The 26295-nt window shown below is 61.3% G+C and carries 25 protein-coding genes; 19 read left to right on the top strand and 6 right to left on the bottom strand.

Going from position 1 to position 26295, the window contains the following annotated elements:
* Positions 1–381 precede the first annotated feature (381 nt).
* Together recR and htpG are read left to right on the top strand one after the other, a co-directional pair.
* Complete coding sequence (gene recR, locus ACW5W8_RS16340; RefSeq protein ID WP_127006488.1) at positions 382–984, top strand: recombination mediator RecR; 603 nt, start codon at positions 382–384, stop codon at positions 982–984.
* Positions 985–1162: 178 nt separating this feature from the next.
* A complete protein-coding gene (gene htpG, locus ACW5W8_RS16335) occupies positions 1163–3076 on the top strand; it encodes a molecular chaperone HtpG (protein WP_498628789.1) in 1914 nt (637 codons plus the stop codon).
* A gap of 105 nt (positions 3077–3181) precedes the next feature.
* Here htpG and ACW5W8_RS16330 read toward each other — a convergent pair whose 3' ends face one another.
* The 6 genes from ACW5W8_RS16330 to pspF form a co-directional block, all read right to left on the bottom strand.
* The gene (locus tag ACW5W8_RS16330) at positions 3182–3967 is read right to left on the bottom strand and encodes a peptide ABC transporter ATP-binding protein (RefSeq protein WP_498628787.1); all 786 of its coding nucleotides are present in this window, start codon (positions 3965–3967) and stop codon (positions 3182–3184) included.
* 34 nt (positions 3968–4001) lie between these two features.
* Entirely contained in the window at positions 4002–5000 is a 999-nt protein-coding gene (locus tag ACW5W8_RS16325) for a peptide ABC transporter ATP-binding protein (RefSeq protein ID WP_005333679.1), read from the bottom strand.
* On the bottom strand, positions 5000–5893 hold the full coding sequence (locus ACW5W8_RS16320) for an ABC transporter permease subunit (protein WP_005333677.1): 894 nt from the start codon (positions 5891–5893) through the stop codon (positions 5000–5002). Before ACW5W8_RS16320 ends, ACW5W8_RS16325 begins: the two co-directional genes overlap by 1 nt.
* Before the next feature lie 35 nt (positions 5894–5928).
* Positions 5929–6888: an ABC transporter permease gene (locus tag ACW5W8_RS16315; RefSeq protein ID WP_498628784.1), complete on the bottom strand. Its 960-nt coding sequence runs from the start codon at positions 6886–6888 to the stop codon at positions 5929–5931.
* 2 nt (positions 6889–6890) lie between these two features.
* Complete coding sequence (gene sapA, locus ACW5W8_RS16310; RefSeq protein WP_498628811.1) at positions 6891–8486, bottom strand: ABC transporter substrate-binding protein SapA; 1596 nt, start codon at positions 8484–8486, stop codon at positions 6891–6893.
* A gap of 108 nt (positions 8487–8594) precedes the next feature.
* The gene (pspF, locus tag ACW5W8_RS16305; protein ID WP_498628782.1) at positions 8595–9623 is read right to left on the bottom strand and encodes a phage shock protein operon transcriptional activator; all 1029 of its coding nucleotides are present in this window, start codon (positions 9621–9623) and stop codon (positions 8595–8597) included.
* Positions 9624–9818: 195 nt separating this feature from the next.
* On the opposite strand from pspF, the gene pspA reads away from it, so the two are divergent.
* The 17 genes from pspA to yfiB all read left to right on the top strand — a co-directional run bounded on the left by pspA (position 9819) and on the right by yfiB (position 26185).
* Entirely contained in the window at positions 9819–10505 is a 687-nt protein-coding gene (gene pspA / locus ACW5W8_RS16300) for a phage shock protein PspA (RefSeq protein ID WP_005361184.1), read from the top strand.
* A 3-nt stretch (positions 10506–10508) separates the two neighbouring features.
* The gene (gene pspB, locus ACW5W8_RS16295) at positions 10509–10745 is read left to right on the top strand and encodes an envelope stress response membrane protein PspB (RefSeq protein WP_159158749.1); all 237 of its coding nucleotides are present in this window, start codon (positions 10509–10511) and stop codon (positions 10743–10745) included.
* Entirely contained in the window at positions 10742–11146 is a 405-nt protein-coding gene (gene pspC / locus ACW5W8_RS16290; protein WP_005333670.1) for an envelope stress response membrane protein PspC, read from the top strand. Before pspB ends, pspC begins: the two co-directional genes overlap by 4 nt.
* Positions 11147–11291: 145 nt before the next feature.
* Complete coding sequence (locus ACW5W8_RS16285; protein WP_498628779.1) at positions 11292–12698, top strand: YcjX family GTP-binding protein; 1407 nt, start codon at positions 11292–11294, stop codon at positions 12696–12698.
* Positions 12699–12751: 53 nt separating this feature from the next.
* Positions 12752–13783, top strand: a complete 1032-nt coding sequence (locus ACW5W8_RS16280) for a YcjF family protein (protein ID WP_498628777.1) — start codon at positions 12752–12754, stop codon at positions 13781–13783.
* A 192-nt stretch (positions 13784–13975) separates the two neighbouring features.
* Positions 13976–14899: a LysR family transcriptional regulator gene (locus ACW5W8_RS16275; protein ID WP_498628775.1), complete on the top strand. Its 924-nt coding sequence runs from the start codon at positions 13976–13978 to the stop codon at positions 14897–14899.
* Positions 14900–15096: 197 nt separating this feature from the next.
* A complete protein-coding gene (locus tag ACW5W8_RS16270; protein ID WP_498628809.1) occupies positions 15097–16242 on the top strand; it encodes an ABC transporter substrate-binding protein in 1146 nt (381 codons plus the stop codon).
* Positions 16243–16342: 100 nt separating this feature from the next.
* Positions 16343–17356: an ABC transporter ATP-binding protein gene (locus ACW5W8_RS16265; RefSeq protein ID WP_498628773.1), complete on the top strand. Its 1014-nt coding sequence runs from the start codon at positions 16343–16345 to the stop codon at positions 17354–17356.
* Positions 17353–18321: an ABC transporter permease gene (locus ACW5W8_RS16260; RefSeq protein ID WP_042083340.1), complete on the top strand. Its 969-nt coding sequence runs from the start codon at positions 17353–17355 to the stop codon at positions 18319–18321. The genes ACW5W8_RS16265 and ACW5W8_RS16260 overlap by 4 nt, the downstream gene beginning before the upstream one ends.
* A 35-nt stretch (positions 18322–18356) precedes the next feature.
* Positions 18357–19184, top strand: coding sequence for an ABC transporter permease (locus ACW5W8_RS16255; protein WP_498628771.1), 828 nt, complete (start codon positions 18357–18359; stop codon positions 19182–19184).
* Positions 19185–19213: 29 nt separating this feature from the next.
* Entirely contained in the window at positions 19214–20644 is a 1431-nt protein-coding gene (locus ACW5W8_RS16250) for a gamma-aminobutyraldehyde dehydrogenase (protein WP_019444919.1), read from the top strand.
* A gap of 152 nt (positions 20645–20796) precedes the next feature.
* Positions 20797–21591, top strand: a complete 795-nt coding sequence (gene phhA / locus ACW5W8_RS16245; RefSeq protein WP_498628769.1) for a phenylalanine 4-monooxygenase — start codon at positions 20797–20799, stop codon at positions 21589–21591.
* A 63-nt stretch (positions 21592–21654) separates the two neighbouring features.
* Entirely contained in the window at positions 21655–21993 is a 339-nt protein-coding gene (locus ACW5W8_RS16240) for a 4a-hydroxytetrahydrobiopterin dehydratase (RefSeq protein ID WP_042052889.1), read from the top strand.
* 148 nt (positions 21994–22141) lie between these two features.
* On the top strand, positions 22142–23689 hold the full coding sequence (gene tyrR / locus ACW5W8_RS16235; RefSeq protein WP_058051631.1) for a transcriptional regulator TyrR: 1548 nt from the start codon (positions 22142–22144) through the stop codon (positions 23687–23689).
* A gap of 188 nt (positions 23690–23877) precedes the next feature.
* Positions 23878–24435 (top strand): regulatory sequestration protein YfiR, encoded by a 558-nt coding sequence (yfiR, locus tag ACW5W8_RS16230; RefSeq protein ID WP_498628766.1) that lies wholly within the window; start codon positions 23878–23880, stop codon positions 24433–24435.
* On the top strand, positions 24432–25661 hold the full coding sequence (gene dgcN, locus ACW5W8_RS16225) for a diguanylate cyclase DgcN/YfiN (protein ID WP_498628764.1): 1230 nt from the start codon (positions 24432–24434) through the stop codon (positions 25659–25661). Before yfiR ends, dgcN begins: the two co-directional genes overlap by 4 nt.
* Before the next feature lie 35 nt (positions 25662–25696).
* Positions 25697–26185 (top strand): outer membrane lipoprotein YfiB, encoded by a 489-nt coding sequence (yfiB, locus tag ACW5W8_RS16220; RefSeq protein WP_498628762.1) that lies wholly within the window; start codon positions 25697–25699, stop codon positions 26183–26185.
* Positions 26186–26295: the final 110 nt, after the last annotated feature.

Here is a 26295-nt window from a genome sequence, read left to right as displayed (position 1 = left end):
TCTCCCTCACCGCCAAATTGCAAAAACCGACCTGATGGTCGGTTTTTTGTTTTTTAGCGCCATCCTGATGTGGTGCCAGCAGTGCGGAGCGAAAAACCTCGTTTGGTTTGTCCGAAGTTGCGGCTCGTCTTACAAAGTGGCGATGCAGAATGGTCTGTTGCTGCGAATCTGACATTAACCGCCACAGTGCACTGCCAGATTGAAAAGCCCTGATGTTTCCATCAGGGCTTTTTGCTATCCGCGTTTTTGCGGGCGCTGTGGGCAAGCCGATGGCGATGGGGGGCCGGCTCGGGTATAGTCCTGCGCCAATGGCGTTATCCTGTTTTGCTGACCCGTCGTGGCCTAGGTGGTGGCGAGGGGCTGGCCCGTGTAAGGAGTGTTATGAAGTTCAGTCCCCTGCTCGATGAGATGATGAAAGCCCTGCAGGTATTGCCGGGGGTGGGGCCCAAGTCTGCCCAGCGGATGGCCTTTACCCTGCTCGAGCGTGAGCGCAGCGGCGGTTTGCGGTTGGCCCAGCTGCTCTCTCGCGCCCTGACCGAGATCGGTCATTGCAGCCACTGCCGCACCTTTACCGAGAACGATCGCTGCGATATCTGCGCCAATCCCAAGCGGGAAGAGAATGGCTTGCTCTGTGTGGTGGAGAGTCCGGCGGACGTGGCGGCCATCGAACAGACCGGTCAGTTTTCCGGTCGTTACTTCGTGCTGATGGGCCATCTGTCGCCGCTGGACGGCATCGGCCCGGAGGAGCTGGGGCTCGATATTCTCGAGCGCCGTCTAAAGGAAGAGCACATCAGCGAGCTGATTCTCGCCACCAACCCCACCATCGAAGGGGATGCCACCGCCTGGTACATCGCCGACATGGCCCGTCATGCCGGGGTGGAGGTGAGTCGCATCGCCCACGGGGTGCCGGTAGGGGGCGAGCTGGAGCTGGTGGATGGCACCACGCTGTCGCACTCCCTGATGGGACGTCAGCGCTTGAAATAGCAAGGCGAGCTTGCCTGCTACCCCGCATAAACAGGGGACGAGCTGGGCAATAAATAGCCGCTTGAGCGGGTTTGAAGGGGCGAGTGAGCAGGATTGCACACTCGCCCCTTGATATTTGATTGGCCGTCCCCATCTAGGTTGGGCATATGTTCAACCCGATGTTTCTGAGGATTGGTCCATGACCCAAAGTGTTCATGCCGAAACCCACGGCTTTCAGACTGAAGTCAAACAACTGCTGAGCCTGATGGCTCACAGCCTCTACTCCAACAAAGAAGTATTCCTGCGCGAGCTGATCTCTAACGCCTCTGATGCGGCGGACAAGCTGCGCTTCAAGGCGCTTTCCGATGCCTCTTTGTTCGAAAACGACGGCCAGTTGCGTGTGCGTCTGGTGGTGGACAAAGAGAAGCGAACCCTGACCATCTCTGATAACGGGATCGGTATGACCCGTGATCAGGTGATCGAGCACCTGGGTACCATCGCCAAGTCCGGCACCGCAGAATTCTTCAAAAACCTCTCCGGCGATCAGGGACGTGACTCCCAGCTGATCGGCCAGTTTGGGGTCGGTTTCTACTCCGCCTTTATCGTGGCCGACAAGGTGACCGTGGTGTCCCGCGCTGCTGGTACCGCTCCGGAGCAGGGTGTGCAGTGGGAATCGGAAGGGGAAGGCTCCTTCACCGTGGCTGACGTGACCAAAGTCGGTCGCGGTACCGACGTTATTCTGCACCTGCGCGCCGAGGAGGAAGAGTTCCTCGATGACTGGCGTTTGCGCTCCGTGGTGAGCAAATATTCCGATCACATCAGCGTGCCGGTGGAGATGTTCAAAGAGGGTACCCCGGATCGCGAAGAGGATGGCGAGACGATCAAAGGCACCCCGGGCGAGTGGGAGCAGGTCAACCGCGCGACTGCACTGTGGACCCGCAACCCGAAAGATATCAAGGACGAGGAGTATCAGGAGTTCTACAAGCACGTCGCTCATGACTTCGAAGATCCGCTGCTCTGGGGTCACAACCGGGTGGAAGGGGCGCAGGAGTACACCAGCCTGCTCTACGTGCCGGCCCGTGCACCGTTCGACCTTTACAACCGCGAGCAGAAGCACGGTCTGAAGCTCTACGTGCAGCGCGTCTTCATCATGGACGACGCCGAGCAGTTTATGCCGACCTACCTGCGCTTCGTCAAAGGGGTGCTGGACTCCAACGATCTGCCGCTCAACGTCAGCCGTGAAATTCTGCAAGACAACAAAGTGACTGTCTCCCTGCGCAAAGCCTGCTCCAAGCGGGTCTTGACCATGCTCAACAAGCTGGCCAAGGACGATGCCGAGAAGTACGCCAAGTTCTGGAGCGAGTTCGGTAACGTGCTCAAAGAGGGCCCGGCTGAGGATCACGCCAACCGCGAAGAGATTGCCAAACTGCTGCGCTTTGCCAGCACCGCTGGCGAGGGCGAAGCCCAGACTGTCTCTCTTGAGGATTATGTTGGCCGTATGAAAGAAGGCCAGCAGAAGATCTACTACATCACTGCTGACTCCTATGCCGCAGCCAAGAACAGCCCGCACCTCGAGATCTTCCGCAAGAAGGGTGTCGAAGTGCTGCTGATGTGGGAGCGAGTGGATGAGTGGCTGATGAGCCACCTGACCGAGTTCGACGGCAAGCAGCTTATCTCCGTCACCCGTGGCGAGCTGGATCTCGGCGAGCTGGAAGATGAAGCCTCCAAGCAGGCGCAGGAAGAGGCCGAGAAGGCCAACGCCGGTCTGGTTGAGCGGGTCAAGAAGAGCCTGGGCGATGCAGTGAAAGAGGTGCGTGTCACTCACCGTCTGACCGACTCGCCGTCTTGCATCGTCACCGATAACCACGGCATGAGCACCCAGATGATCAAGCTGATGCGCGCCGCCGGTCAGCCGGTGCCGGAGCAGAAGTACATTCTGGAACTGAACCCCGACCACGCTTTGGTGAAGAAGCTCGATACCATCCAGGACGAAGCGCTGTTCGGCGAGTGGGTCACCCTGCTGCACGAGCAGGCTCAGCTGGCCGAGCAGGGTGGGCTCAATGATCCGGCGAGCTTCGTCTCCCGCATCAACCGTCTGCTGTTGCAAGCCTAAGCGGCGACACCGATAACAAAAAGCCCACTGCATGCAGTGGGCTTTTTTGATCCCGCCGTGTGAGCTCGGCGAAAAACTGCGGCAAGGGGAGGGGCCAGCGCCTCTCTATTTGCGGTATTCGTTGTTGTAGTTCTGGATCAGGCGACGGGTCACATCATGCTGGGGATCGGCAAACACCTTGAGGGTCTTGCCGCGCTCCACCACGCGGCCTTCATGCATCACCAGCACCTCGTCGCTGATATGGCTGACGATACCCAAATCGTTGGCCACCAGCACATAGCTTAGCCCCATGGTCTCCTGCATCTCCAGCAGCAGGTTGATGATCTGGGAGCGTACCGAGATATCCAGGGTGGAGAGCGCCTCATCGGCTACCACTATCTTGGGGTTGAGGATCAGAGCTCGCGCCAGCGCCACCCGCTGCTGCTGACCGGAGGAGAGCATCTGCGGATAGAACAGGGCGTGATCCGGCAACATCCCCACCATACGCAGGGTCTGTACCACCTTCTCACTGCGCTCCTCCTCGGTCATCTCGGTGTTGAGACGCAGCGGCGTCTCCAGGATCTGGCCGACCCGGATCTTGCGGTTCAGCGAGGTGTTGGGATCCTGAAAAATCATCCGCAGCAGTTTGCAGCGGGTCTGGTAATCACCGTGCACCATCAGCTGGCCGTCGATGGCGATGTCGCCGCTGGTGGGTTCGATCATCCCGGCCAGAATGCGGGCGAGGGTGCTCTTGCCTGAGCCTGCCTCGCCGACGATGGCGAGGGTCTGGCCCACTTCGAGATCGAACGAGAGAGGCTTGATCGCCTCCACCGCCTGACGACGGAACAGACCGGTACGGTTCTGGTAGGTTTTGCTAAGGCCTCTGACCTGCAACAGGGACGGCTCGATCACAAGCGGGGCTCCTTCATAGGGGCATTAACGGTCATCATTTTTTCGGCTCCTCCATGTTCAGCGGGAAGTGACAGCTGAACTGATGGCCCTTGATCTTGTTCATCAGCGGGGTCTGCACGCACTGCTTCTGGGCGTAGGGGCAGCGTGGCCCCAGACGGCAGCCGATGGGCAGATGCTGCAGTGGCGGAATGACGCCGGGCAGGGTCTCGAGGCGCGACTTGTGGCGCACCAGCTTGTCAAAGTCGGGGATCGATTTGAGCAGGGCATCGGTATAGGGGTGGTGCGGGGTCTCGAGGATCTGCTCCCGGGTGCCCACTTCCACCATCTGGCCGCAATACATCACGTTGATGGTATCGGTCAGGTTGGCGATGGCGGCGATATCGTTACTGATGATCAGGATGGTGGTATTGCCCAGCTTGTTCATCTTGTCCAGCAGTCGCAGGATCTGGGAGTGGGTGGTGGACTCCATGGCGCTGGTGGGCTCGTCGGCTACCAGCAGACGCGGCTGGTTGGCAATGGCCATGGCGATCATCACCTTCTGGCACATGCCATCCGACAGCTCGTGGGGATAGGCGCGCATCACCTTGCGGTGATCCTTGACGCCGACCCGGTGCAGCAGGGCGATGGCCTTCTTCTTGCGCCACTGGAAGCGCTGCCAGAACTGCCCCTCGAACGAATCGGTCGGGATCGCCTCTTCCAGCTGGGTGCCGATCTCCTCGGAGGGGTCGAGACAGCTGATGGGGTCCTGGAAGATCATGGCGATCTCGCGGCCCATGATGCGACGGCGCTCCTTGGGGGCCATGGTCAGCAGATCCATGTCGTTGAAACGCATCCGGTCGGCACGCACCGTCCAGTTGTCCTTCTCGATGCCGACGATCACTTTGGCGATCAGACTTTTACCTGAGCCGGATTCACCCACCAGACCGCGGATCTCCCCCTCGGTCAGGGTCAGGCTCACCTTGTCCACCGCCTTGACCTTGCCTTGCGGGGTGTCGATCTCGATGGTGAGATTGCGAATGTCGAGCAGCGGCATCAGTCATTCCCCTCTTTGAGTGCTTCGCGAATGCCTTCACCAACTAAATTGGTCACCAGCACGCTGAACAGGATGGCGATGCCGGGCAGGGTGACGGTCCAGGGGGCGAGATAGATGAGGTCGCTCGAATCGGCCAGCATGGTGCCCCACTCCGGTTGGGGAGATTGGGCGCCGAGGCCGAGAAAACCGACCGCCGAGATATCGAGAATGGCCGCCGACAAGGTGCGGGTGGTCTGGGCCACCAGGGTCTCGACAATGTTGGGCAAAATAGCCAGACGCATGATCCGGAAGGGGGGCGAGCCATCGAGGCGGCTGGCGGTGATGTACTCCTTCTGCATCTCGGCATGTACTGCGTTGTAGGTGGCCCGGATAAAGGGCGGGATCAACGCCAGGGTAATGGCTATCAGGGTATTGCCAAAACCCGGCCCCATGATGGCTACCATGATGATGGCCATCAGCAGGGAGGGGATGGAGAGCAGGGTATCGAGCAGGTGGTGCAGCACGCTCGATTTAAGTCCCTTGCTCATCCCGCCGAGGATACCGATGGCGGAGCCTACCACCATGGCGATCACCACCACGACCAGCGCATAGCCGAAGGTGAGACGCGCCCCTACCACCAGCCGGGAGAGCATGTCGCGCCCCAGATCGTCGGTGCCGAGGAAGTAGTCGATGTTGCCGGTCGCCGCCCAGGAGGGGGCCAGCAGCAGCTTGTCGGTGTGCTGTTCATCGATGCCGTAAGGGACGACCAGCGGCCCCACCAGCGTGATGAGCAGCAACAGCAAAAAGCACCAGAGCCCCGCCATCGCCAACGGATTGCGGCTGTAGGAGGCCCACGTCTGCTCAAGGGGCGAGAGGATCTTGAGCTCGGGATAGATGTTCGATTTATCTTGCATAGGGTACATGGCTCCTGGTCACGCCATGAGCGCGTTCAATCTTGTTTGGCATACAACTCTTTGCGCCGTGCCGGATAGATAAGGGTGGTCAGTAACTCGGTGCTGACGCTGGTCAGGATCACGAAACTGGCTACCACCAGGGTCGCGCCGCGAATGGCGGCGTAATCCTGCAGGGCGATGCTGCTGATGAGCCAGCGGCCGATCCCGTGCCACTCGAACACCACCTCGGTGATCATGGCGGAGGTGAGCACGCTGCCCAGTTGCAGACCCAGCAGTGGCAGTACCGGCGGCAGGGCGTTCTTCAGACCATGGCGCCAGACGATCTGCGCCTTGGAAAGGCCCCGGCTCGCCGCTGCCTTGATGTAGTTCTGCTTCATCACGTCGATGAGGGAGCTGCGTACATGGCGGATCACCTCGGTGGTGGGTACCACCGCCAGCACCAGTGACGGAAGGATCAGGTGGCGCAGGGCATCGTGCAGTGCCGCTTGCCGCCAGGGCTCGTTGCTGAGCAGCACATCGATCACCGCGATGCCGGTAATGGGGGGCACGTCGTAGAGCAGGCTGATCTGCCCGGAGGCAGGCAACCAGCCGAGATCCAGCGAAAAGAGCATCACCACCAGCAGCGCCAGCCAGAATACCGGCACCGCATAGCCGATAAGACCGGCAGTCATGATGGAGAGATCCAGCGTCTTGCCCTGTGACAGGGCCGCCAGGGTGCCGAGGGGAATGCCCACCAGCAGCGAGATGGCGAACGCCGCCAGACAGAGGATCAGGGTCGCCGGGAAGTAGTGGCGAATTTCGTCCAGCACCGGTAGCCCGGAGACGCTGGAGAGCCCCAGGTCACCTGCGAAAATGCGGCGCAGGAAGTCGGGATAGCCGCTCCAGAAGCTGAGCTGATGGCCGATCAGCCGATACTCCAGCAGATAGGCAACAAAGGTCAGCGCCAGCAGAGTGATAAGCAGAAGGTTGATGCGGCGCAAGGTGTATAGAAGCATGCTTACTCCCTGTGAGCCTGGTTGAAGGAGGTGCCGCCAAAGGGCATCAGCGTCAGCCCCTCGATGTCGCTGCGGCTGACCTGGGTACGCAAGGCGTGCGCCAGCGGGATCAGCGGCAGCTGTTCGTTAAGCAGGGTCTGGGCATAGTAGTAGTTGCGCAGCCGGAACGAGAGCTGGGGCGTGGTGACCGCATCATCCAGCAGTTGATCGAAGGCCGGACTGCACCAGCGGCTGTAGTTGTTGCCGCGCTCCACTGCCGAGCAGCTCAGCAACTGGCGGAAGAAATTGTCCGGATCGGCGTTATCGGCAATCCAGCCCGACAGCAGGCTGTCGTACTGCCCCTTGGTGAGGCGGCCTTCGATCACCGGCCACTCCCGTTGCACGATCTTGAGCTTGATCCCGACCTTGGCCAGATCGCTGCGGATCAGCTGGGCGGTCTTGACCGCATCCGGGTTGTAGGGGCGGGCGTCCGGCTGTACCAGCACCTGCATCTCGAACCCTTTCTCCAGTCCCGCCTCCTTGAGCAGCTGGCGCGCCCGTTTCAGGTCGGGTTTGCGCTCGGGCAGGCTGGGGTTGTAACCCCATGAGAGGGTCGGCAGCAGGCTGTTGGCGGGCAGGCCGGTATCGAAATAGACCGCCTGCAACAGGTTGTCGATGTTGATGGCGCTGGCAATGGCCTGCCGCACCTTGACGTTGTTGAATGGCGGCTTGCGGGTATTGAGGGCCAAAAAGGCGACGTTCATCCCCGACTGGACCGAGAGACTGAGCGCCGGATTTTGCTTGATCACCGAGAGCTGGCTGGCGGAAGGAGTGCTCATTACGTCGCACTCGCCGGTCAGCAGCTTGGCCAGCCGTTTGGCGGATTTGGGGGTGATGTCGTAGACCAGCTGTTCAATCTTGGCATCGCCGTCCCAGTAGCCAGGGTGGCGCAGATAGCGGATGAACTCGTTGTGGCGATACACCTTGAAGCTGAACGGCCCGGTGCCGATGGGGCGGCTATCCAGCAGGGCTGGCGTGCCCGCCTGCAACATCTGCTCGGCGTATTCGGCGGAGAGGATCACCGCATAGTCGCTGGCCAGAGTGGCGAGGAAGGAGGCGTTCGGCTGGTTCAGCTCGAATACCACCGTCTGCGGCCCCTTCTTGCTCACCCGTTTGATCAGCAGATCTTGCCCCAGGCTATAGAAGTAGGGGTAATCGCCGCCGGAGACATTGTGATAGGGGTGCTGCTCGTCAAGCTGGCGGGCATAGGTGAAGACCACATCATCGGCATTGAAAGTGCGGGTGGGCTTGAACCAGGGGGTATGGTGAAACGTCACCCCCTTGCGCAGGGTCAGGGTATAGGTGAGGCCATCCTCGCTGACATGCCAGTTGGTGGCGAGCGCCGGCTCCAGCGCCAGGGTGTTGGGGTTCACCTCCAGCAGGCGGTCGTAGAGCGGACGGGCACTGGCATCCAGTGTCACCCCGGAGTTGGAAACATGGGGATTGAAGGAGAGGGGGGATCCCTCAGCACAATAGATGAGTCCGGTTTTGGAGGCCTCGGGTTGCTTCTGGCAGCCGGTGACCAGCACCAGCAGACCCAGCAGCAAGGGTGTGAGCATTCTCATTGTTGAACCATGTTCTTATTGGGGTTTTGTACGCACGTTTTGATACAAATGTGCCAGCGCGAAGGCTGGCGTGTTGCTGGAGTCGGCATCAACCGCGCTCCTTCACTCTTGTTCTGCATCGCTATCGCCATCCAGCAGCTGATATTTGCGCAGCATGCCACGGAACTGGTGATAGCTTAAGGCCAGCAGTTGAGCGGCTTTGCGCTGATTATACTGGGATTGCTGCATCGCTTGCTTGAGTAAATTAATCTCGTACTCCGCCACCGCCTGCTTGAGATCGAGCGGCAAGGCGAGGGGGGATGCAGATTGTACCTCGCTTCGGGCCTCTTGCGCAGGTTGCGTGACCTGTGGTCGCCAGGGGGAATCAAACGGGTTGAGCACCAGGGTCGAGAGCGGCAGTTGGGGATTGCCCTGACGATAGATGCTGCGCTCCACCACGTTCTTCAGCTCCCGCACGTTGCCCGGCCAGTGGTAATCCAGCAGCAGCTGGGTTGCCTTGCGCGAGAAACCGGCAAACAGCGGATAGCCCAGCTCCCGGGTCATGCTGTGGGCGAAGTGCTCCGCCAGCATCAGGATATCTTCCCGCCTCTCCCGCAAGGGGGGGAGGGTGATCACATCAAACGCGAGCCGATCGAGCAGATCGTGGCGAAACTGCCCCTTGTCGGCCAGCGCAGGGAGATCCTCGTTGGTGGCGCAGACCAGCCGCACATCCACCTTGAGGGGCTTGGCCCCACCCACTCGCTCGAACTCGCCATACTCGATGACCCGCAGCAACTTCTCCTGCACCCTGGCGCTGGTGGTGGCCAGCTCGTCGAGGAACAGGGTGCCGCCATCGGCCCGCTCGAAGCGGCCCTGATGGCGCTTGGCCGCGCCGGTAAACGACCCCGCTTCATGACCGAACAGCTCGGTTTCCAGCAGGCTCTCGCTCAGGGTGGCGCAGTTGATGGTGACAAAGCTTTGATCCCAGCGCGCCGAGAGATAATGTAGGCGGTGGGCGATCAGCTCCTTGCCCGTTCCCCGCTCACCGATGATCAGCACGGGTTTGCGCAGCGGGGCGAGCCGTGAGGCCTGCTCAATGATCTCGAGAAATGCGTTGGATTCCCCCAGCAGGCTTTCCGTGGCCGTGGTCATAGTGATCCCTGTCAGTTGTAAAAGCTGGTCAATCTTACCAAAAGTTGGTGATTTTAATCATCACTTGCGCGAGGTATCTTGCAATTCGGCTATTCTTCCCATATAAATCAACAAGTTAAATTTTGTTCCAGATTGGCACACAAGTTGCCATTGTCAATGGAGAAACAACGCCATACCAATAACAGGAGTGCAATCATGAGTATTTTTTCCCGTCTGGCCGACATCATCAATTCCAACCTGACGGCCCTGCTCGACAAGGCAGAAGATCCCCAGAAGATGGTGCGCCTGATCATCCAGGAGATGGAGGACGAGCTGGTCAAGGAGCGCTCCAATCTGGCCCGCTTCCTCGCCAGCCAGAAAGAGATTGGTCGTCAGGTCGCCCGTCATCAAGAGCGGGTCGACGAGTGGCAAGCCAAGGCCGAGCTGGCCCTGACCAAAGGGCGTGAAGATCTGGCCCGTGCCGCCCTTATCGAGAAGAAGAAACAGACCGAGTTGTCGGAGACCCTCTACCGCGAGCAGCAAGCGGTCGACAGCGGCATCGAGAAGCTGGGTGAGGAGATCCGCCAGCTCGAAGCCAAGCTGGAAGATGCCCGCGCCCGTCAAAAGGCGATGGCCATTCGCACCGAAGCGGCCAGCAGCCGTCTCAACGTGCAGAGCCAGGTAGCCCGTGGCGAGAGTCAGGCGGTGGTGAGCAAGTTCGAGCGGATGGAGCGTCGCATCGACGAAATGGAAGCGCGCGCCGATCTGGGTCAGTCCGACAAGGCGCTGGCGCAGCAGTTTGCCGAGCTGGAAGTAGATGATCAGATAAGCCGTGAGCTGGAAGCCATGCGCCAGAAGCTGGGCCAGGGCGACAGCAAAAGCGAAGGCAAACAGGGAGAGTAACAGATGGAAGATCTGCTGGGCGTATTGATGGTTCCCATGGTGGTCTTCATGGTGGTGGTAGCCCCCATCTGGCTGGTGCTGCACTATCGTGCCAAGGGGCGGATTGGCGCCGGTCTTGCCGATAACGAGCGGGAACAGCTGCAAGGGCTGCTGGCTCGCACCGAGAAGATGCAGGAACGAGTGGGCGCGCTGGAGTCGATTCTGGATGCGGAAGTACCCGGTTGGAGGAACAAGGTATGAGCAGTGTCAGTCGTGAAGGGCGTAACCTCTATCGCGATCCCCAGCGTGGCAAGATAGCCGGGATCTGTGCCGGTTTGGCAGAGTATTTCGGGGTGGAGACCTGGATCGTGCGGCTGCTAGCCATCAGTGGCCTTATCTTCGCCGGTTTCATTACCTTCACCGCCTATATCGCTGCCTGGTTCTTGCTCGACAAAAAGCCGGTCACCCTCTATTCGCAAGAGGATGCCGACTTTGCCGAGGTGCGGATGAAAGCGCGCAGCTGGCAGGCGGGGATCACCCCTCATCAGGCGCTGGGCCGCATCGCGCAGGAACTTGACGCGCTGGAGCCCAGAGTTCAGCGGATCGAGAAGCTGGTGACCTCCAGGGAGTTCACCCTGCAGCGGGAATTTCGCAAGCTGTAGTGCTTGCCAAAGCACTCAATGTCGATGGTGGAATCTTCTGCGATGATCCACCATCGACGACAACTATCCAGACGTGGATAAGCGGTCGACCTCTCGCACGGCTGAGCACGCCGGATGCAACCACCAAGGGAGAACGGGTCAAGCCTTGATACTCAATAAACTGGAACAGAAGTTGACTCGCCTGCAACACAAGGCGAACGACGTGGTGAACCGGGTGCGGGATCGCCATATTCGGCTGGCGGTGACCGGCCTTTCTCGCAGCGGCAAAACCGCCTTTATCACGGCGCTGGTCAACCAGCTGGAACACGCGGCCATCGACGGCCGTTTGCCGTTGTGGGATGCCCTGCGTCAGGGGCGCATCCTCGGTGCCCGCCGGGTGCCACAGCAAAATGCCCACATCCCCACCTTTGCCTACGAGCGCGGCCTCGACTCCCTGTTTGGCGAGACACCGGCCTGGCCCGAGCCCACCCGCGGCGTGGCCGAGGTGCGCCTCGAAATTCGCTATCGCACCCGCCACCCCCTGCGCAAGCATCTGGGGGAGATCTCCACCCTCTACGTGGATCTGGTGGATTACCCCGGGGAGTGGCTGCTCGACTTGCCGCTCCTTGAGATGAGCTACGAGCAGTGGAGCGAACAGGTACGCGAGCAGCTTCGTCGCCCAGAGCTGCAGGCACTTGCCGCCAGCTGGCTGACACCCGGGTGGCAGGCTGAGCAGCGCTTCGAAGAGCGGCCGGTGGCTGAGCTGGCCGAGCGCTACACCGCCTATCTGCACGCCTGTAAACAGGAGCTGGGGCTGCATCTGATCCAACCCGGCCGTTTCGTCTTGCCGGGGGAGTATGCCGGTGCCCCCATGCTGCAATTTGTGCCTTGGGTGTGGGAGATGCCCGCCGGAGAGCCCGCCGATGGCACCCTCTACGCCACTCTCAAGCAGCGCTTCGAGCAGTACAAACAGCATCTGGTGCAGGGTTTTTATGAGCAGCACTTTGCCGGCTTTGATCGCCAGATCGTGCTGGTGGACTGCCTGCAGCCCCTCAACGCAGGGGCGGCCAGCTTTGGTGACATGCAGCAGGCCATCGCCCGCATCATGGAGAGCTTTGCCTACGGCAAGAGCAACTGGTGGCGGCGGCTCTTCTCGCCCCGTATCGACAAACTGCTGTTTGTGGCGAGCAAGGCCGATCACGTCACCCCCGAGCAGCATGCGCCCATGGTCTCACTGCTGCAGCATCTGGTGCGCAGTGGCCGCGGCCAGGCCCGTTTTGAGGGGATCACTACCGAGTGTCTGGCGCTCGCCGCCATCAAGGCGACGGAAGTGGGCAAGGGGGTGGCCAATGGCCGCGAGTTCCCCGCCATCCGTGGCACCAGCCTGAACGGTGAGCCGCTGCTGCTATTCCCCGGGGAGGTGCCTCCCCATATTCCGCCTGTGCAGTGGTGGAACAGTCAGGGCTTTGATTTTCAGGCGTTTCGCCCCATGCCCATGAGCGCCCATCAGGCGTTGCCCCATATCCGGCTCGATGCGGCGCTGGAGTTTCTGCTCGGGGATCACCTCGAATAACGGTGTGCGGTCTTGGCACCTGAGCCGAAGGTTGCGCACAGGAGAACAATGCGATGAACGATCAGATAAAAGAGCGGCCACCACTGCAGGGCAAGGTGATCCTTGAGCCTGCCATGACGGTGGCCAGTGACGAGCGACCGCCCGCACCAGCCCAGCGGCTGGAGGAGGCGAGTTTCGAGCGTCTAGATGAGCTGGACGAGTTCACCGAGGTGGAGAGCGCCCTCGTCATCAAACCGCGCCGCCGCCATCGGCTGCTGGCCTGGGGGCTTGGGGCAGTCGGTCTGCTCTCGTTGGGCCAGTATGGCGCCTTTCTTTACGATCAATTCCTCACCACCCCGCTCTGGGGCAGCGCTTGGCTGGCGGCCTCGGCGCTGGTGGCGGCGGGGACCGCCAGCGTGGTGGGGCGCGAGTGGCTGCGGCTGCGCACCCTCAAGCGGCGTCAGGATGTGCGCTCGCGAGCAGAAGATCTGCTTGCTCATCAGGGAGTCGGGCAGGGGCAGGCCTTTTGCGAAGGGTTGGCGGTCAAAAGTGGCGACAAGGGGCGCGAGGGGTATCAAACCTGGCTGGCCCAGCTCGACGAGAGCCACAGCGATCGGGAAGTGCTGACCCTCTATAGCCAGCTGGTGCTCGCCGAGCGCGACAAGCTGGCCCAGGCGCGGGTGGCTAAATGGTCGGGGGAGGCCGCTGTGCTGGTGGCGCTGAGTCCGCTCGCTACCGTCGACATGATGCTGATGCTGTGGCGCAACCTGCGGATGATCGAGGATATCGCCGATGTCTACGCCATCGAGCTTGGCTACTGGAGTCGCATACGCCTCATCCGTCAGGTGTTTCGCAACATGCTCTACGCCGGTGCCACCGAGCTGGTGACCGAGGTGGGGATGGACTTGCTGGGCGCCGAGTTTGCCGCCAAGCTCTCTGCCCGCGCGGCGCAAGGGGTGGGGGCCGGGCTGCTTACCGCTCGCCTTGGCCTGCGCACCATCGAAGCGTGCCGTCCGCTGCCCTGGTGTGCGGACGAGAAACCGAAACTCGGCGAGCTGCGCAAGCGGCTGGTGGGTCAGCTGGCGGGGTATCTCAACAAATCCTGATAGCCCTATCTGCACCTTGCTGCGATGACCCATGCCCCTGTCGTGCTCGCCAAGCCGCAGGGGCATGGTTTTAATCGGCAGATCATTGCGTTGGCAGCATGGTGCCCGACTTTGGCGAGGCGCCCGTTTACGGTTAAGCTGGCAGTCAATCTTACCAATCACACTCATCGTACCAATCGGCAAGGATGCCCGATGAACTTTACCTTTCGCCAGATCCGTTATTTTGTGGCCGTGGCCGACAGCTTCTCAGTGAGCCGCGCCGCCGCCGAGCTTCATATCTCCCAGTCGGCGGTGACCAGCGCCATTCGCGAGCTGGAAACCGAGCTGGGCGCTCCCCTGTTCGAGCGCAACCCGCGTGGCGTCACCCTCACCACTCAGGGCCACCAGTTTTTGCTCCACGCCCGCCGTATTCTCGGCGCCATGACCGAGGCGAGCCACTCCCTCAAAGCGGTGGCCCAGCAGGATCAGGGGCGACTCACCATCGGCGTGACCACCTTGGTGGCGGGTTACTACCTCTCAGAGGCGCTTGGCCGCTTTCGCCGCGCCTTTCCGGCGGTACAGATCGAGGTGAAGGAGGATGAACAGCCTTTTCTGGAGCACCAGATCGTCAACGGCGAGGTGGATGTGGGGATCCTGATGACCAACCGTACCATCCGGCAAGAGGCGTTCGATACCGAGCTGCTGACCCGCTCGCCGCTGCGGCTCTGGCTGGCCGCCAACCACCCGCTCTGCGTCGAATCGACCCTCTCGCTCACCGCGCTGGGGGAGGAGCCGATGATCTCGCTGACCGCCGATCAGCTCGATCAGATCATCGGTGGCGGCCTGCGCCGTTACGGCATCGCCCCCCGTATCGTGCTGCGCACCGCGTCGGTGGAGGCGGTGCGTAGTCTGGTCGCCAGCCAGCTCGGGGTCGCCCTGTTGCCCGATTTTGCCTATCGCCCTTGGTCGCTGGAGCAGGAGCGGGTCGAGGCGCGCCCCATCAAGGAGCCCATTCCCGCCATCGATATCGGGCTGGTGTGGCGCCGTGGTTCTCGGCTGGATTGGACGGCGCGGGAATTTATCGATATTGCGCGGGATCAGAGCCGGTTGCGGGCCCGTCAGGCGCTCCCTCGCTAGCCATCTCTTGCGGGGTAGCCACCAAAAATCAGATTCATCTGCACTCGATATCGATTTAGCTGATACCTGAGCCACCAAAAATTGAAATATTCATCGTATTGCCACTCCCCTAAGCTCATTGCTGGTTAACAGGATGTTAACGCCCATGGTGGCGTTCCTTCACCTGATGCAAGTCAACACAATGCAAGGAGTGCATGATGAAATTGACCCCTCTGATGCTGGCTCTTGTTCCGGCGCTGCTGGCAGGCCAGACCCAGGCTGCCCCGACCGAGCTCGGCAAGGGTGAAGGCCAGCTCAATATCGTGGCCTGGGCTGGCTACGTTGAGCGTGGCGAGACCGACAAGAACTACGACTGGGTGACCGGATTCGAGAAAGAAACCGGCTGCAAGGTGAACGTCAAGACGGCGGCCACCTCGGACGAGATGGTGGCGCTGATGAACGAGGGGGGCTTCGATCTGGTGACCGCCTCCGGCGATGCCAGTCTGCGTCTGATTGCCGGTGGCAAGGTGCAGGCGCTCAATCTGGCGCTCATCCCGAGTTACAGCAAGATTGATCCCCGGCTGCAAAATGCCCCCTGGCATACGGTGGATGGTAAGCACTACGGCGTGCCCTACCAGTGGGGCGGCAATATCCTGATGTACAACACCAAGGTGTTCCCCAAGGCGCCGGACTCCTGGAACGTGGTGTTCGAGGAGCAGACTCTGGCGGATGGCAAGTCCAACAAGGGACGGGTACAGGCCTTTGACGGCCCGATCCACATCGCCGATGCCGCCCTCTATCTGATGACCCATCAGCCCGCGCTGGGCATCAAGGATCCTTACGAGCTGAACGAGGATCAGTACAAGGCCTCCCTCGATCTACTGCGCAAGCAGCGTCAGCTGGTGGGACGCTACTGGCATGATGCCTTCGTCCAGATCGATGACTTCAAGAACGAAGGGGTGGTCGCGTCAGGCTCCTGGCCGTTCCAGGCCAATACCCTGATCGCCGACAAGCAGCCCATTGCCACCACTGTGCCTAAAGAGGGCGTGACCGGTTGGGCCGATACCAGCATGGTGCACAGCGATGCCAAGAACCTGACCTGTGCCTACAAGTGGTTGGAATACTCCCTGAGCAACAAGTTGCAGGGGGATCTCGCCGCCTGGTTTGGCTCGGTGCCTGTGGTGCCCGCCGCCTGTGAGGGCAATGCCCTGCTTGGCCCGACCGGGTGCAAGACCAACGGTATCGACAACTTCGATCGGGTTCGTTTCTGGCGCACCCCGGTCTCCCAGTGCAAGAGCCAGGGAACCTGTGTGCCCTATTACCGCTGGGTTTCCGACTATATCGCCATCCTGGGTGGTCGCTAAGCCGGGGTGAGCTGCAGCTCCTCTGCACAACTGCCCAAACCGGATAATCAAGCGGGCCGGACAGGAGTCCGGCCCATCCCAGCACAGACAAGGATGCCCCATGAACGCCGTACAATTTGACCGGGTCAGCCGCCACTATGGCGAGGTGAAGGCGGTCGATGACATCTCTTTCCAGATCCCCTCAGGGGAATTCTTTACCCTGCTGGGGCCGAGCGGTTCCGGCAAGACCACCTGCCTGCGGATGATCGCGGGCTTCGAGTACCCGAGCGAGGGGGAGATCCGCCTGTTTGGCGAACCCTGCTCCACCGTGCCGCCCTATGATCGCAACCTCAATACAGTGTTTCAGGACTATGCCCTGTTTCCCAACATGGATGTGCGCGACAACATCGGCTATGGCCTGATGCTCAAGGGGGTGGCCAAGGCAGAGCGCTACCGCAAGGTGGACGAGATGCTGGAGCTGGTGCGACTGCCCGGGGTCGGCAAGCGCCGCCCAAGCCAGCTCTCCGGCGGCCAGCGCCAGCGCATCGCCATCGCCCGGGCGCTTATCAACCAGCCACGCATCCTGCTGCTGGATGAGCCGCTGGGGGCCCTCGATCTCAAACTGCGCGAGCAGATGCAGCTTGAGCTCAAGGCGTTGCAACGTCAGCTGGGCATCACATTTATCTTCGTCACTCACGATCAGCAGGAGGCGCTCTCCATGAGCGACCGGATCTGCATCTTCAGTCAGGGCAAGATTGAGCAGATAGCCGCCCCCGATACCATCTACGACGCTCCGGCGACGCCGTTTGTGGCCCGCTTTGTCGGCACTGTCAATCTGTTCGAAGGGGAGCAGGCCAGACGGTTGTGCGGTGACGGCAGCCAGATGATGGTGCGTCCGGAGCGGATCCGGCTCGGTGAGGCGGGCACACCAGGCTGGTCGGGGGAGATCCGCGAGGTGGAGTATCTGGGCCCCTTCGTCCGTTATCGGGTCAGCCTCGGGGAGCAGATCGAGATCATCGTCAACCACCCCAATGAGGGGCAGGCCCGCCTGAGCCGTGGTACCCAGGTCAGCCTGAGCTGGCCGGAGCAGGCCATCCATCGCCTGAGCGCCACTCATCAAGGGGCGCAGCCATGAGTGCCCCTCACAGTGCGAGTCTTGCCATGAACCATCAGCCCGACCCTGCCCGTTTCAGGCCGCTGCGCCGTCTCTCCACCCTGCTCTATGGCCGACCCGGCCTGCTGCTGGCGATCCTGCTGGGGCCGCCGCTGCTGTGGCTCGGCATCATCTATGTCGGCTCCTTGCTGATGCTGCTCTCCAACTCCCTGTTCGGGCTGGACGAGTTCAGCGGTCAGGTGCGCCACGAGCTGGGGCTACAAAACTTCGTCGCCCTGCTAAGGCCGGAGAATCTGGATGTGATCGGCCGCACCGTCGGCATGTCGCTGCTGGTGACCCTGGCCTGCGCCCTGCTCGGTTTTCCGGTTGCCTACTACATGGCGCGCTACACCAGTGGCAAGACCCGGGCGCTGTTCTATGTGGGGATCATGCTGCCGCTCTGGTCCAGCTATCTGGTGCGGGTCTACGCCTGGAAGCTGATTTTGGCCAAGGAGGGGGTGGTGAGCTGGCTGGCCGACAGCATGGGGCTGGAGTGGCTGCTCGATGCCATCCTCTCCCTGCCGGTGATAGGTGGCCCGTCGCTATCCTTCTCGCGGCTCGGCACCTTTATCGTGTTCGTCTATGTCTGGCTGCCCTTCATGATCCTGCCCATTCAGGCGGCGGTGGAGCGTATTCCGCGATCCCTGCTGGAGGCGAGCAGCGATCTGGGGGCGACACCTGCCCAGACCTTTCGCAACCTGATCCTGCCGCTGGCGTTGCCCGGTGTGGTGGCGGGCTCCATTTTCACCTTCTCGCTGACCCTCGGTGATTACATCATCCCCGGCATCATCGGCAACTCGACCATGTATATCGGTCAGGTGGTCTACATGCAGCAGGGAACGGCGGGCAACTTGCCCTTTGCCGCCGCCTTCTCGCTGGTGCCAATCCTTATCATCGCCATCTATCTGGCGATTGCGAAACGGTTAGGAGCCTTTGATGCGCTTTGACTCTATCGCTTTGAACCGGCAGCAAGGAGGCCGTCATGTCAGCTAGCTCAGTGATCAGTCAGGGAGAGCGCCCTTCGGGCCTGCTCAAGTACGCCGCCATCGGTGGGCTCTTGTTCCTGCACTTTCCCATTCTGTTTATCTTCCTCTACGCCTTCACCAGCGAGAGCAAGAGTTACCAGTTTCCGCCCCCCGGACTCACCCTAAAGTGGTTCGAGGTGACCCTCAATCGTCCCGATGTGTGGCGTGCCATCCAGCTGTCACTGGAGGTCGCGGGGCTGGCGACGCTGGCAGCCATGATCCTCGGCACCTTGGCGGCAGGGGCCATTGCCCGCAGCCGCTTCTTCGGTCAGGAGGTGGTGTCGCTCCTGCTGGTGCTGCCCATCGCGCTGCCCGGTATCGTCACCGGTATCGCGCTGCGCTCGGCCTACGGTCTGATGGAGATCCCGTTCAGCTTTTGGACCATCGTTATCGGCCACGCCACCTTCTGTGTGGTGGTGGTCTACAACAATGCGCTGGCCCGTTTTCGCCGCACCAACCAGAGCCTCATCGAGGCGTCGATGGATCTCGGGGCCGACGGCTTCCAGACCTTGCGCTACGTGATTATGCCTAATTTGGCCACGGCGCTGCTGGCGGGGGGCATGCTGGCCTTTGCCCTGAGCTTTGACGAAGTGATCGTCACCACCTTCACGGCGGGCCAGCAGACCACGCTGCCCATCTGGATGTATCAGGAGCTGATCCGTCCCCGTGACAGGCCGGTCACCAACGTGGTGGCCCTCATCATAGTGGCTTTCACCACTATCCCTATTTTGCTTGCCTACTACCTCACTCGCGACACCCACGATGTCGCTGGCAGTGGCAAATGATGACTCAACGCGTGCGCAAGGATGCAACCATGAAACTCTCTACCCAACTCTTGATTGATGGCCAGTTTGTGACCGGCGAGGGGCAGGCCGAACCCATTCTCAACCCGGCCAATGGCGAGCAGATCGCCGCCGTGCCGGAAGCCTCGTTCGAACAGGTGAACCGGGCAGTGAATGGTGCCCAGCGCGCCTTCGCTCAGTGGAGCCGCACTACCCCTGCCCAGCGCAGCAACCTGCTGCTGCGTCTGGCGGATCTCGTCGAGCGCCACGCCGAGGAGTTTGCGGCGCTGGAATCCCTCAACTGCGGCAAACCTTATCTGGCGGTGCTCAATGATGAGCTGCCCGCGGTGGTGGACTGCTTCCGCTTCTTTGCCGGGGCGGCCCGCTGCCTGCAAGGGCCGCTGGCGGGGGAGTATCTCGAGGGGCACACCAGCATGATCCGCCGTGACCCCATAGGTGTTGTGGGCAGTATCGCCCCCTGGAACTACCCGCTGATGATGGCGGCCTGGAAGATGGCGCCGGTGCTGGCGGCGGGCAATACGGTGGTGCTCAAACCCTCCGAGCAGACCCCGCTCACCGCGCTGCGCCTTGCCGAGCTGGCCAGCGAGATCTTCCCCCGTGGTGTCATCAACGTCATCTGCGGGCGAGGTGAGAGCGTGGGGGCGCCGCTGGTGGAGCACCCGCTGGTGCGGATGGTGTCGCTCACCGGCGATATCGCCACCGGCCAGAAGATCCTGCAGAGCGCCGCCCGCACCATGAAGCGCACCCACCTTGAGCTGGGGGGCAAGGCGCCGGTCATCATCTTCGACGATGCGGATCTGGAGGCGGTGGTGGCGGGCATTCGCACCTTCGGTTTCTACAATGCCGGCCAGGATTGTACCGCTGCCTGCCGTATCTATGCCCAGGGCAAGATCTATGACAAGTTTGTCGCCGCCATGACCGATGCGGTGGCCTCCATCAAGGTGGGCAGCCAGTACGAGGAGGGGGTCGAGATGGGGCCGCTCATCTCGGACAGACAGCGCAACCGGGTCGCCAGCTTTGTCGAGCGGGCTCAGAGCAGCGGTCATGTGGAGGTGACGGCGGGGGGCAAGATCCGTCCAGGCAACGGCTTCTTCTTCGAGCCGACCCTGATTGTCGGGGCCCGTCAGGAGGATGAGATCGTGCGGCGCGAGGTGTTTGGCCCCGTGGTGTCGGTGACCCGTTTCAACGATGCCGAGCAGGTGGTGCAGTGGGCCAACGACTCGGACTATGGCCTCGCCTCGTCGGTCTGGACCAAAGATCTGAGCCTCGCCAGCAAGGTGGCTAGCCACCTGCAATATGGCTGCACCTGGATCAATACCCACTTCATGCTCACCTCCGAGATGCCCCACGGCGGCATGAAGATGTCGGGCTACGGCAAGGATCTCTCCCTCTATGCGCTGGAGGATTACACAGTGCCGCGCCATATCATGGTCAAGCTGTAGTGGGGATTGGTTAGCTGCTTGTCATAATTTATTTACAACTATTTCAGGCAGCCGACTCATTGGTCGGCTGCTTTTTTTGTTGCCATTTCGTTACAGTGAAACCGTGATGAAACGGCAAGGCGCCTGATGTGGCGCCAGAGGATGGAACCGCGATGGCAACCTTCTACACCGCCCACCAGCCGGATGCTGACGGGGTGATCCACTACAGCAACGAAGAGCACGGCACATGGCAGGTCCTGATCGAACGTCAGTTCGCCGCCCTCGATGGCAAGGGGTGTAACGAGTATCTGGCCGGTCTCGACAGGCTGGGGCTGCCCCGTGATCGCATCCCTCAGCTGGCTGAGATCAACGCCGTCTTGCAGCCTGCGACCGGCTGGTCGGTGGCGGCGGTGCCTGCGCTTATCTCGTTCGATCGCTTCTTCGCCCTGCTGGCCAATCGCCAGTTTCCGGTGGCGACCTTTATCCGGAGCCGGGACGAGCTCGACTACCTGCAAGAGCCCGATATCTTTCACGAGATCTTCGGCCACTGCGCCATGCTGACCAATCCGGCATTTGCCCACTTTACCCACCTCTACGGTCAGTTGGGGCAACAGGCGAGCAAGGAGCAGCGGGTTTTTCTGGCGCGGCTTTACTGGTTCACCGTGGAGTTTGGTCTGCTGGCGACACCTGACGGGCTGCGTATCTACGGTGGCGGCATTCTCTCCTCCATCGGCGAGACCGCCTATGCCCTCTGTGGCAAACCGCTGCTGCAACCCTTCGATCTACTGACTGTGCTGCGCACCCCGTATCGCATCGACATCATGCAGCCCACCTATTTTGTGCTGCCGAGTCTCGATCATCTCTACCAGCTGACCGGGGAGGAGATCATGGCTGCTCTGGCCGAGGCCAGTCGGCTTGGCCTCTATCCGCCGCGCTTTGAGGTTCCCGCTGGCAAACAGGCGAGCTGACCAAAAGCAAACAAGCCTATTTCATTTTCATTAATTTTTCATTGATTCAAGCAGGAGTAACTCATGTCCGAACTGGCCAGCCAGCAGTGTGAAGCGTGTCGCGCCGATGCCCCCAAGGTGAGCGATGAGGAGCTGCGCGAGCTGATGCAGCTTATTCCCGACTGGCAGCCGCTGGTGGAGGAGGGGGCGCTGCAACTGCGGCGGGAATTTACGTTTCGCAACTTCAAGGAGGCACTGGCTTTTACCAACCGTCTGGGGGAGCTGGCGGAGGCGGAGTTTCACCATCCCGCCATCCTGACCGAGTGGGGTAAGGTGACCGTCAGCTGGTGGACGCACAAGATTGGCGGTTTACATCGCAACGACTTCATCATGGCGGCGCGTACCGATCAGTTGCTCCGGTAATCGCACCACACATCAGCGTCATCGGTTGACCCGGGCCTGCCCGCGAAAGCGGGGCAGGCCCGCATTTTTATGGGCTGGCGCTCGCACTGGGGGGATCGAGACTGTATTATCCGCTCATTCATAGAGTTAGCTAGGAAGTGTGTCCCGAATGCGTCTTGAAGTCAGCTGTGAAGACCGCCTGGGCCTGACCCGGGAACTGCTCGACCGCCTGGTGGAGCACAATATCGATCTGCGCGGCATCGAAATCGATACCTCAGGCATCATCTATCTCAACTTTCCCGAGCTGGAGTTCAGTGATTTTCAGCATTTGATGCCGGAGATCCGCCGCATTCCCGGCGTCTACGACGTCAAGACCATCCCTTACATGCCTTCCGAGCGAGAGCACCACGAAATCGAGGCGCTGCTCAAGGCGCTGCCGGATCTGGTTTTCTCTCTCGACAGCAAGGGCAAGGTGACCCAGGCCAACCAGTCGGCCCTCACCACCCTCGGCTTGCCGGTGGAAGAGGTGCGCGGCGTGGCGCTCGGTTCGCTGGTCAAGGGTTTTTCCTTTACCCGCTGGCTGGAGGCGAGCGAGATCAAGCCGCAGACCTGCAAGCTAAGTTTCAATGGCGAAGAGTATCTGGCAGATCTGATGCCGCTGTTCGTGGCAGAAGCCCGCGGCAAGCAGGCGCTGGCCGGGGCCGTGGTGGTGCTCAAATCTGCCCGTCGGGTCGGCCTGCACTTCAGCGCGCTTCATGCGGTGGAAGTGGGAGGCTTCGAGCATCTGCAGGCCGAGAGCCCCAAGATGAAAGAGGTGCTGTCGCAAGCGCGCAAACTGGCGATGCAGGACGCGCCGCTGCTGATTGTCGGTGAGACCGGCACCGGCAAGGAGCTGCTGGCCCGCGCTTGTCACGGTGCCAGCCTGCGCTCCAGCCACCCCTTTATGGCCCTCAACTGCGCCGCCATGCCCGATAACGTGGCCGAGAGCGAGCTGTTTGGTTATGCCCCCGGCGCCTTTGGCAACAACACCGAGGGCAAGCGCGGCGTGCTGGAGCTGGCGAGCGGCGGCACCCTGATGCTGGACGAGATCGGCGATATGTCTCCCCATCTGCAGACCAAGTTTTTACGGGTGCTGCAGGATGGGGTGTTCCGCCGGGTCGGTGACGAGCAGGAGGTGAAGGTCAACGTGCGTTTCATCTGCACCACCCAGAAGCAGTTGCTGGATCTGGTGCACGAAGGAACCTTCCGCGAGGATCTCTACTATCGTCTCAACGTGCTCAGTCTGGCGCTGCCCCCCCTGCGCGAGCGCAAGGCAGACATCATGGTGCTGGCCCAGCAGTTTGTCTCCCGCTTTGCCAGCGAGTTGCAGCGACCCCGTCCGCGCTTTACCCGCAACATGGCCGACTATCTGACCGCCTACCGCTGGCCGGGCAACGTGCGCCAACTGCGCAACTGTCTCTACCGCGCCATGACCCTGCTGGAAGGGGATGAGCTGGGGCCGGAGCAGATCGATCTGCCGGTGGCGGCCGACACCGCGCCGCTCATCGACGAGTGGTTCGAAGGGGATCTGGACGATGCGGTGAAGCGCTTCGAGAGTCAGTTGCTGGCCCGGCTCTATCCCGCCTTCCCGTCAACGCGCCAGCTGGCCAAGCGCCTGGGCGTGTCGCATACCGCCATCGCCAACAAGCTGCGGGAATATGGCATCAGCAAGAAATGAGCTCGCGCTGGATGCCTGCCACCACAGAGCCCGTCACCAGACGGGCTCTTGCGTTTATTGACTCTGCGCCCGAAAACGAGGGCAGGGGAGAGTTGTCAGAGCTGCGTCAGCCACCTTACTATCAGAGTTCATCTACCCTAACCGCAGTGCCACTGCTGCGGTGTTGTCAAGGCGGCCACGTTCTGATCATGCTGTTACGCGTTTTCCCCCGTCCCCTTGCTCGTCTGACGCTCCTGCTGGTGGCGTTCGGGCTGCTGTTGCCCCGCGCGCAGGCGGAAACGGCAGCGGAGAGCCGGGCGATGGCGGTCAGGGAGCTGGTGCTCGATATTCTGAGCTATACCCGCTGGCCCACCGAACCTGCGGTGCTGCGCATGTGCGTGGCGGCGCCGACCGAATATGCTGGCGCCCTCTTTACCATCGATCGTCAGGCCAATGGTCGCACCGTTCAGGTCAATCGTTACGAGGCGAGCGATCCGGCCATCAGCAGCCAGTGTGATGTGCTCTATCTGGGGGTGCTCGACGAACCGACCCGGCTTGCGTTGTTTGCCCGCCTGCAGGGACACCCAGTGCTCAGCATCAGCGAATACAACCACGACTGTTCCACCAGTTCGGTGTTCTGTCTGCAGGCCTCGCCGCAGAGCGAGCGGGTGCGGTTTAAAGTGAACCTCGATGCCCTGGCCCTGAGCGGCGTGCGGGTGCATCCCGCCGTGCTCAAGCTGGCCCATGCCGACCAGGGGGTCCCATGAGACGACAGGTGAGCGCGGCTCCCCGCCGTCTGACTCTGCGTCAGAGCCTGGGGCGAACCCATCTGGTGGCCGCCATCACAGCTGTCAGCGTGGCGGGGCTTTTTTTTACCCTTGTGGCCTTGCTGGTGGTGCGTTTTTACGCCGACCACAATCTGGAGCTGGTAGCCCGCGCCATCAGCTACAGCGCCGAGGCGGCGGTGGTGTTCCACGATGAGGAGGCGGCGAGCGAGGCACTTAGCGGCATCGTTGCCAAGGAAGAGGTGGCCGAAGCCACTATCGTGCTGACCAATGGCCAGCTGCTCGCCAGTTGGGAGCGCCCCAGAAGTAACCCGCTGGTGACGCTCGAAGACTATCTGGCCCAACTGCTGATGCCGGGGCCTGTCAAACTCCCCATGCTGCGGGGTGGTGAGCAGATCGCCACCATCGAGCTGCGCGGCCACGGTGAATACCTGTTGTTGTTTTTGCTCTCGGCGCTGCTGGCGATGGTGGTCTGTCTGGTAGTGAGCGCACTGGTGGCACTCTATGTGGCTGACCGGATGCAGGTCTCCATCACCGCACCGCTGCGCAAACTGGCACTTGTCGCCCACTCGGTACGCCGACAGCGCACCCTGGGGATGCGGGCACCACCGGCCGATATCGTCGAGATTAACGAGCTGGGGGATGACTTCAACTCCCTGCTGGACGAGCTGCAAGCCTGGCAGGCCCAGCAGGCCCGCGAAAATGCCAGCCTGCTCCATCAGGCGACCCACGATGCCCTCACCGGACTGCCCAATCGCGCCCTGTTTGAAGCGCGGCTCGCGCAGGCCATCTCCCTCGGCGAGCAAGAGGGGTTCGCGCTGCTCTATCTCGACTGCGATCGCTTCAAGCAAATTAATGACACGCTGGGGCACAACGCCGGTGACGATGTGCTGATCGCGCTCTCAAGACGGGTGCAACATCAGCTGCGTCCGGATGATCTGGTGTTTCGCCTCGGTGGTGACGAGTTTGCGGTGCGGGTTGGTCCACTCCAGCGACAGCATGAGGTGGAAGAGGTGATTGGCCGCATCCAGCAGGCGATGAGCGAACCGGTGGCGCTGCGTGACGGTCGTCAGCTGGTGGCCGGGGTGAGTGTCGGCTTTGCCGTCTATCAGGCTGGCATGAGTGCCAGCGTGCTGTGTGATCAGGCCGATGCAGCCATGTATCTCGCAAAACGGGCGCGCCGCAGCGAACAGCAAACCATCACCTGACTGGCAAGAATAACAACATAAACAAGGAGCAAACCATGAAGATCACCCACCTGTTGAAAGTGACCCTGCTGGGGTTGATGTTGTCGCTGCTGGCCGGTTGCCAGAGCGCGCCCAAGGGGTTGACCCCGGAGCAAATCGCCGTGCTCAAGGAGCAGGGCTTTTATCTGACCGATGAGGGGTGGACGCTGGATCTGGCCAACCGGGTGCTGTTTGCCAACAACGTGGGGGCGCTCAATCCCCAGACTCGCCAATCCGTTGAAAAACTGGGTAAAACACTGCTTGGCGTAGGGCTGGACAAGGCGCGGGTGGATGGCCACACCGATGATACCGGCGAGAGCAGCTACAACCAGCAGCTTTCCCTGAAGCGGGCCCAGTCGGTGGCCGATGTGCTGGTCTCGGTCGGCATGAAGCCAGCCAATCTGGAGATCCATGGCCGTGGCGATACCATGCCGCTGGCGGATAACAAGACCAGAGAGGGCCGGGCCGCCAACCGCCGGGTTGCCATCGTTATCAGCGATCAATAACCCTTTCATCGTTTCGTTACCCATAAAAAAGGCTATGTCCCAATTACGTGTTGCATGGGGTGCCCCAGCGCCTCATGCAAACATGCTTTGATATTCACGCCCCTCCCGTA

Source organism: Aeromonas aquatilis, assembly GCF_054052405.1.
The sequence above is the reverse complement of the archived record's forward strand: the minus strand, read 5'-3'. Positions and strand labels throughout refer to the sequence as shown.

What these genes read in the sequence shown, in the direction of transcription:
- recR (WP_127006488.1), top strand. Translation starts at nt 382, where the DNA reads ATGAAGTTCAGTCCCCTGCTCGATGAGATGATGAAAGCCCTGCAGGTA.
- htpG (WP_498628789.1), top strand. Translation starts at nt 1,163, where the DNA reads ATGACCCAAAGTGTTCATGCCGAAACCCACGGCTTTCAGACTGAAGTC.
- ACW5W8_RS16325 (WP_005333679.1), bottom strand. Translation starts at nt 5,000, where the DNA reads ATGCCGCTGCTCGACATTCGCAATCTCACCATCGAGATCGACACCCCG.
- ACW5W8_RS16320 (WP_005333677.1), bottom strand. Translation starts at nt 5,893, where the DNA reads ATGCAAGATAAATCGAACATCTATCCCGAGCTCAAGATCCTCTCGCCC.
- ACW5W8_RS16315 (WP_498628784.1), bottom strand. Translation starts at nt 6,888, where the DNA reads ATGCTTCTATACACCTTGCGCCGCATCAACCTTCTGCTTATCACTCTG.
- sapA (WP_498628811.1), bottom strand. Translation starts at nt 8,486, where the DNA reads ATGCTCACACCCTTGCTGCTGGGTCTGCTGGTGCTGGTCACCGGCTGC.
- pspF (WP_498628782.1), bottom strand. Translation starts at nt 9,623, where the DNA reads ATGACCACGGCCACGGAAAGCCTGCTGGGGGAATCCAACGCATTTCTC.
- pspA (WP_005361184.1), top strand. Translation starts at nt 9,819, where the DNA reads ATGAGTATTTTTTCCCGTCTGGCCGACATCATCAATTCCAACCTGACG.
- pspB (WP_159158749.1), top strand. Translation starts at nt 10,509, where the DNA reads ATGGAAGATCTGCTGGGCGTATTGATGGTTCCCATGGTGGTCTTCATG.
- pspC (WP_005333670.1), top strand. Translation starts at nt 10,742, where the DNA reads ATGAGCAGTGTCAGTCGTGAAGGGCGTAACCTCTATCGCGATCCCCAG.
- ACW5W8_RS16280 (WP_498628777.1), top strand. Translation starts at nt 12,752, where the DNA reads ATGAACGATCAGATAAAAGAGCGGCCACCACTGCAGGGCAAGGTGATC.
- ACW5W8_RS16275 (WP_498628775.1), top strand. Translation starts at nt 13,976, where the DNA reads ATGAACTTTACCTTTCGCCAGATCCGTTATTTTGTGGCCGTGGCCGAC.
- ACW5W8_RS16270 (WP_498628809.1), top strand. Translation starts at nt 15,097, where the DNA reads ATGAAATTGACCCCTCTGATGCTGGCTCTTGTTCCGGCGCTGCTGGCA.
- ACW5W8_RS16265 (WP_498628773.1), top strand. Translation starts at nt 16,343, where the DNA reads ATGAACGCCGTACAATTTGACCGGGTCAGCCGCCACTATGGCGAGGTG.
- ACW5W8_RS16260 (WP_042083340.1), top strand. Translation starts at nt 17,353, where the DNA reads ATGAGTGCCCCTCACAGTGCGAGTCTTGCCATGAACCATCAGCCCGAC.
- ACW5W8_RS16255 (WP_498628771.1), top strand. Translation starts at nt 18,357, where the DNA reads ATGTCAGCTAGCTCAGTGATCAGTCAGGGAGAGCGCCCTTCGGGCCTG.
- ACW5W8_RS16250 (WP_019444919.1), top strand. Translation starts at nt 19,214, where the DNA reads ATGAAACTCTCTACCCAACTCTTGATTGATGGCCAGTTTGTGACCGGC.
- phhA (WP_498628769.1), top strand. Translation starts at nt 20,797, where the DNA reads ATGGCAACCTTCTACACCGCCCACCAGCCGGATGCTGACGGGGTGATC.
- ACW5W8_RS16240 (WP_042052889.1), top strand. Translation starts at nt 21,655, where the DNA reads ATGTCCGAACTGGCCAGCCAGCAGTGTGAAGCGTGTCGCGCCGATGCC.
- tyrR (WP_058051631.1), top strand. Translation starts at nt 22,142, where the DNA reads ATGCGTCTTGAAGTCAGCTGTGAAGACCGCCTGGGCCTGACCCGGGAA.
- yfiR (WP_498628766.1), top strand. Translation starts at nt 23,878, where the DNA reads ATGCTGTTACGCGTTTTCCCCCGTCCCCTTGCTCGTCTGACGCTCCTG.
- dgcN (WP_498628764.1), top strand. Translation starts at nt 24,432, where the DNA reads ATGAGACGACAGGTGAGCGCGGCTCCCCGCCGTCTGACTCTGCGTCAG.
- yfiB (WP_498628762.1), top strand. Translation starts at nt 25,697, where the DNA reads ATGAAGATCACCCACCTGTTGAAAGTGACCCTGCTGGGGTTGATGTTG.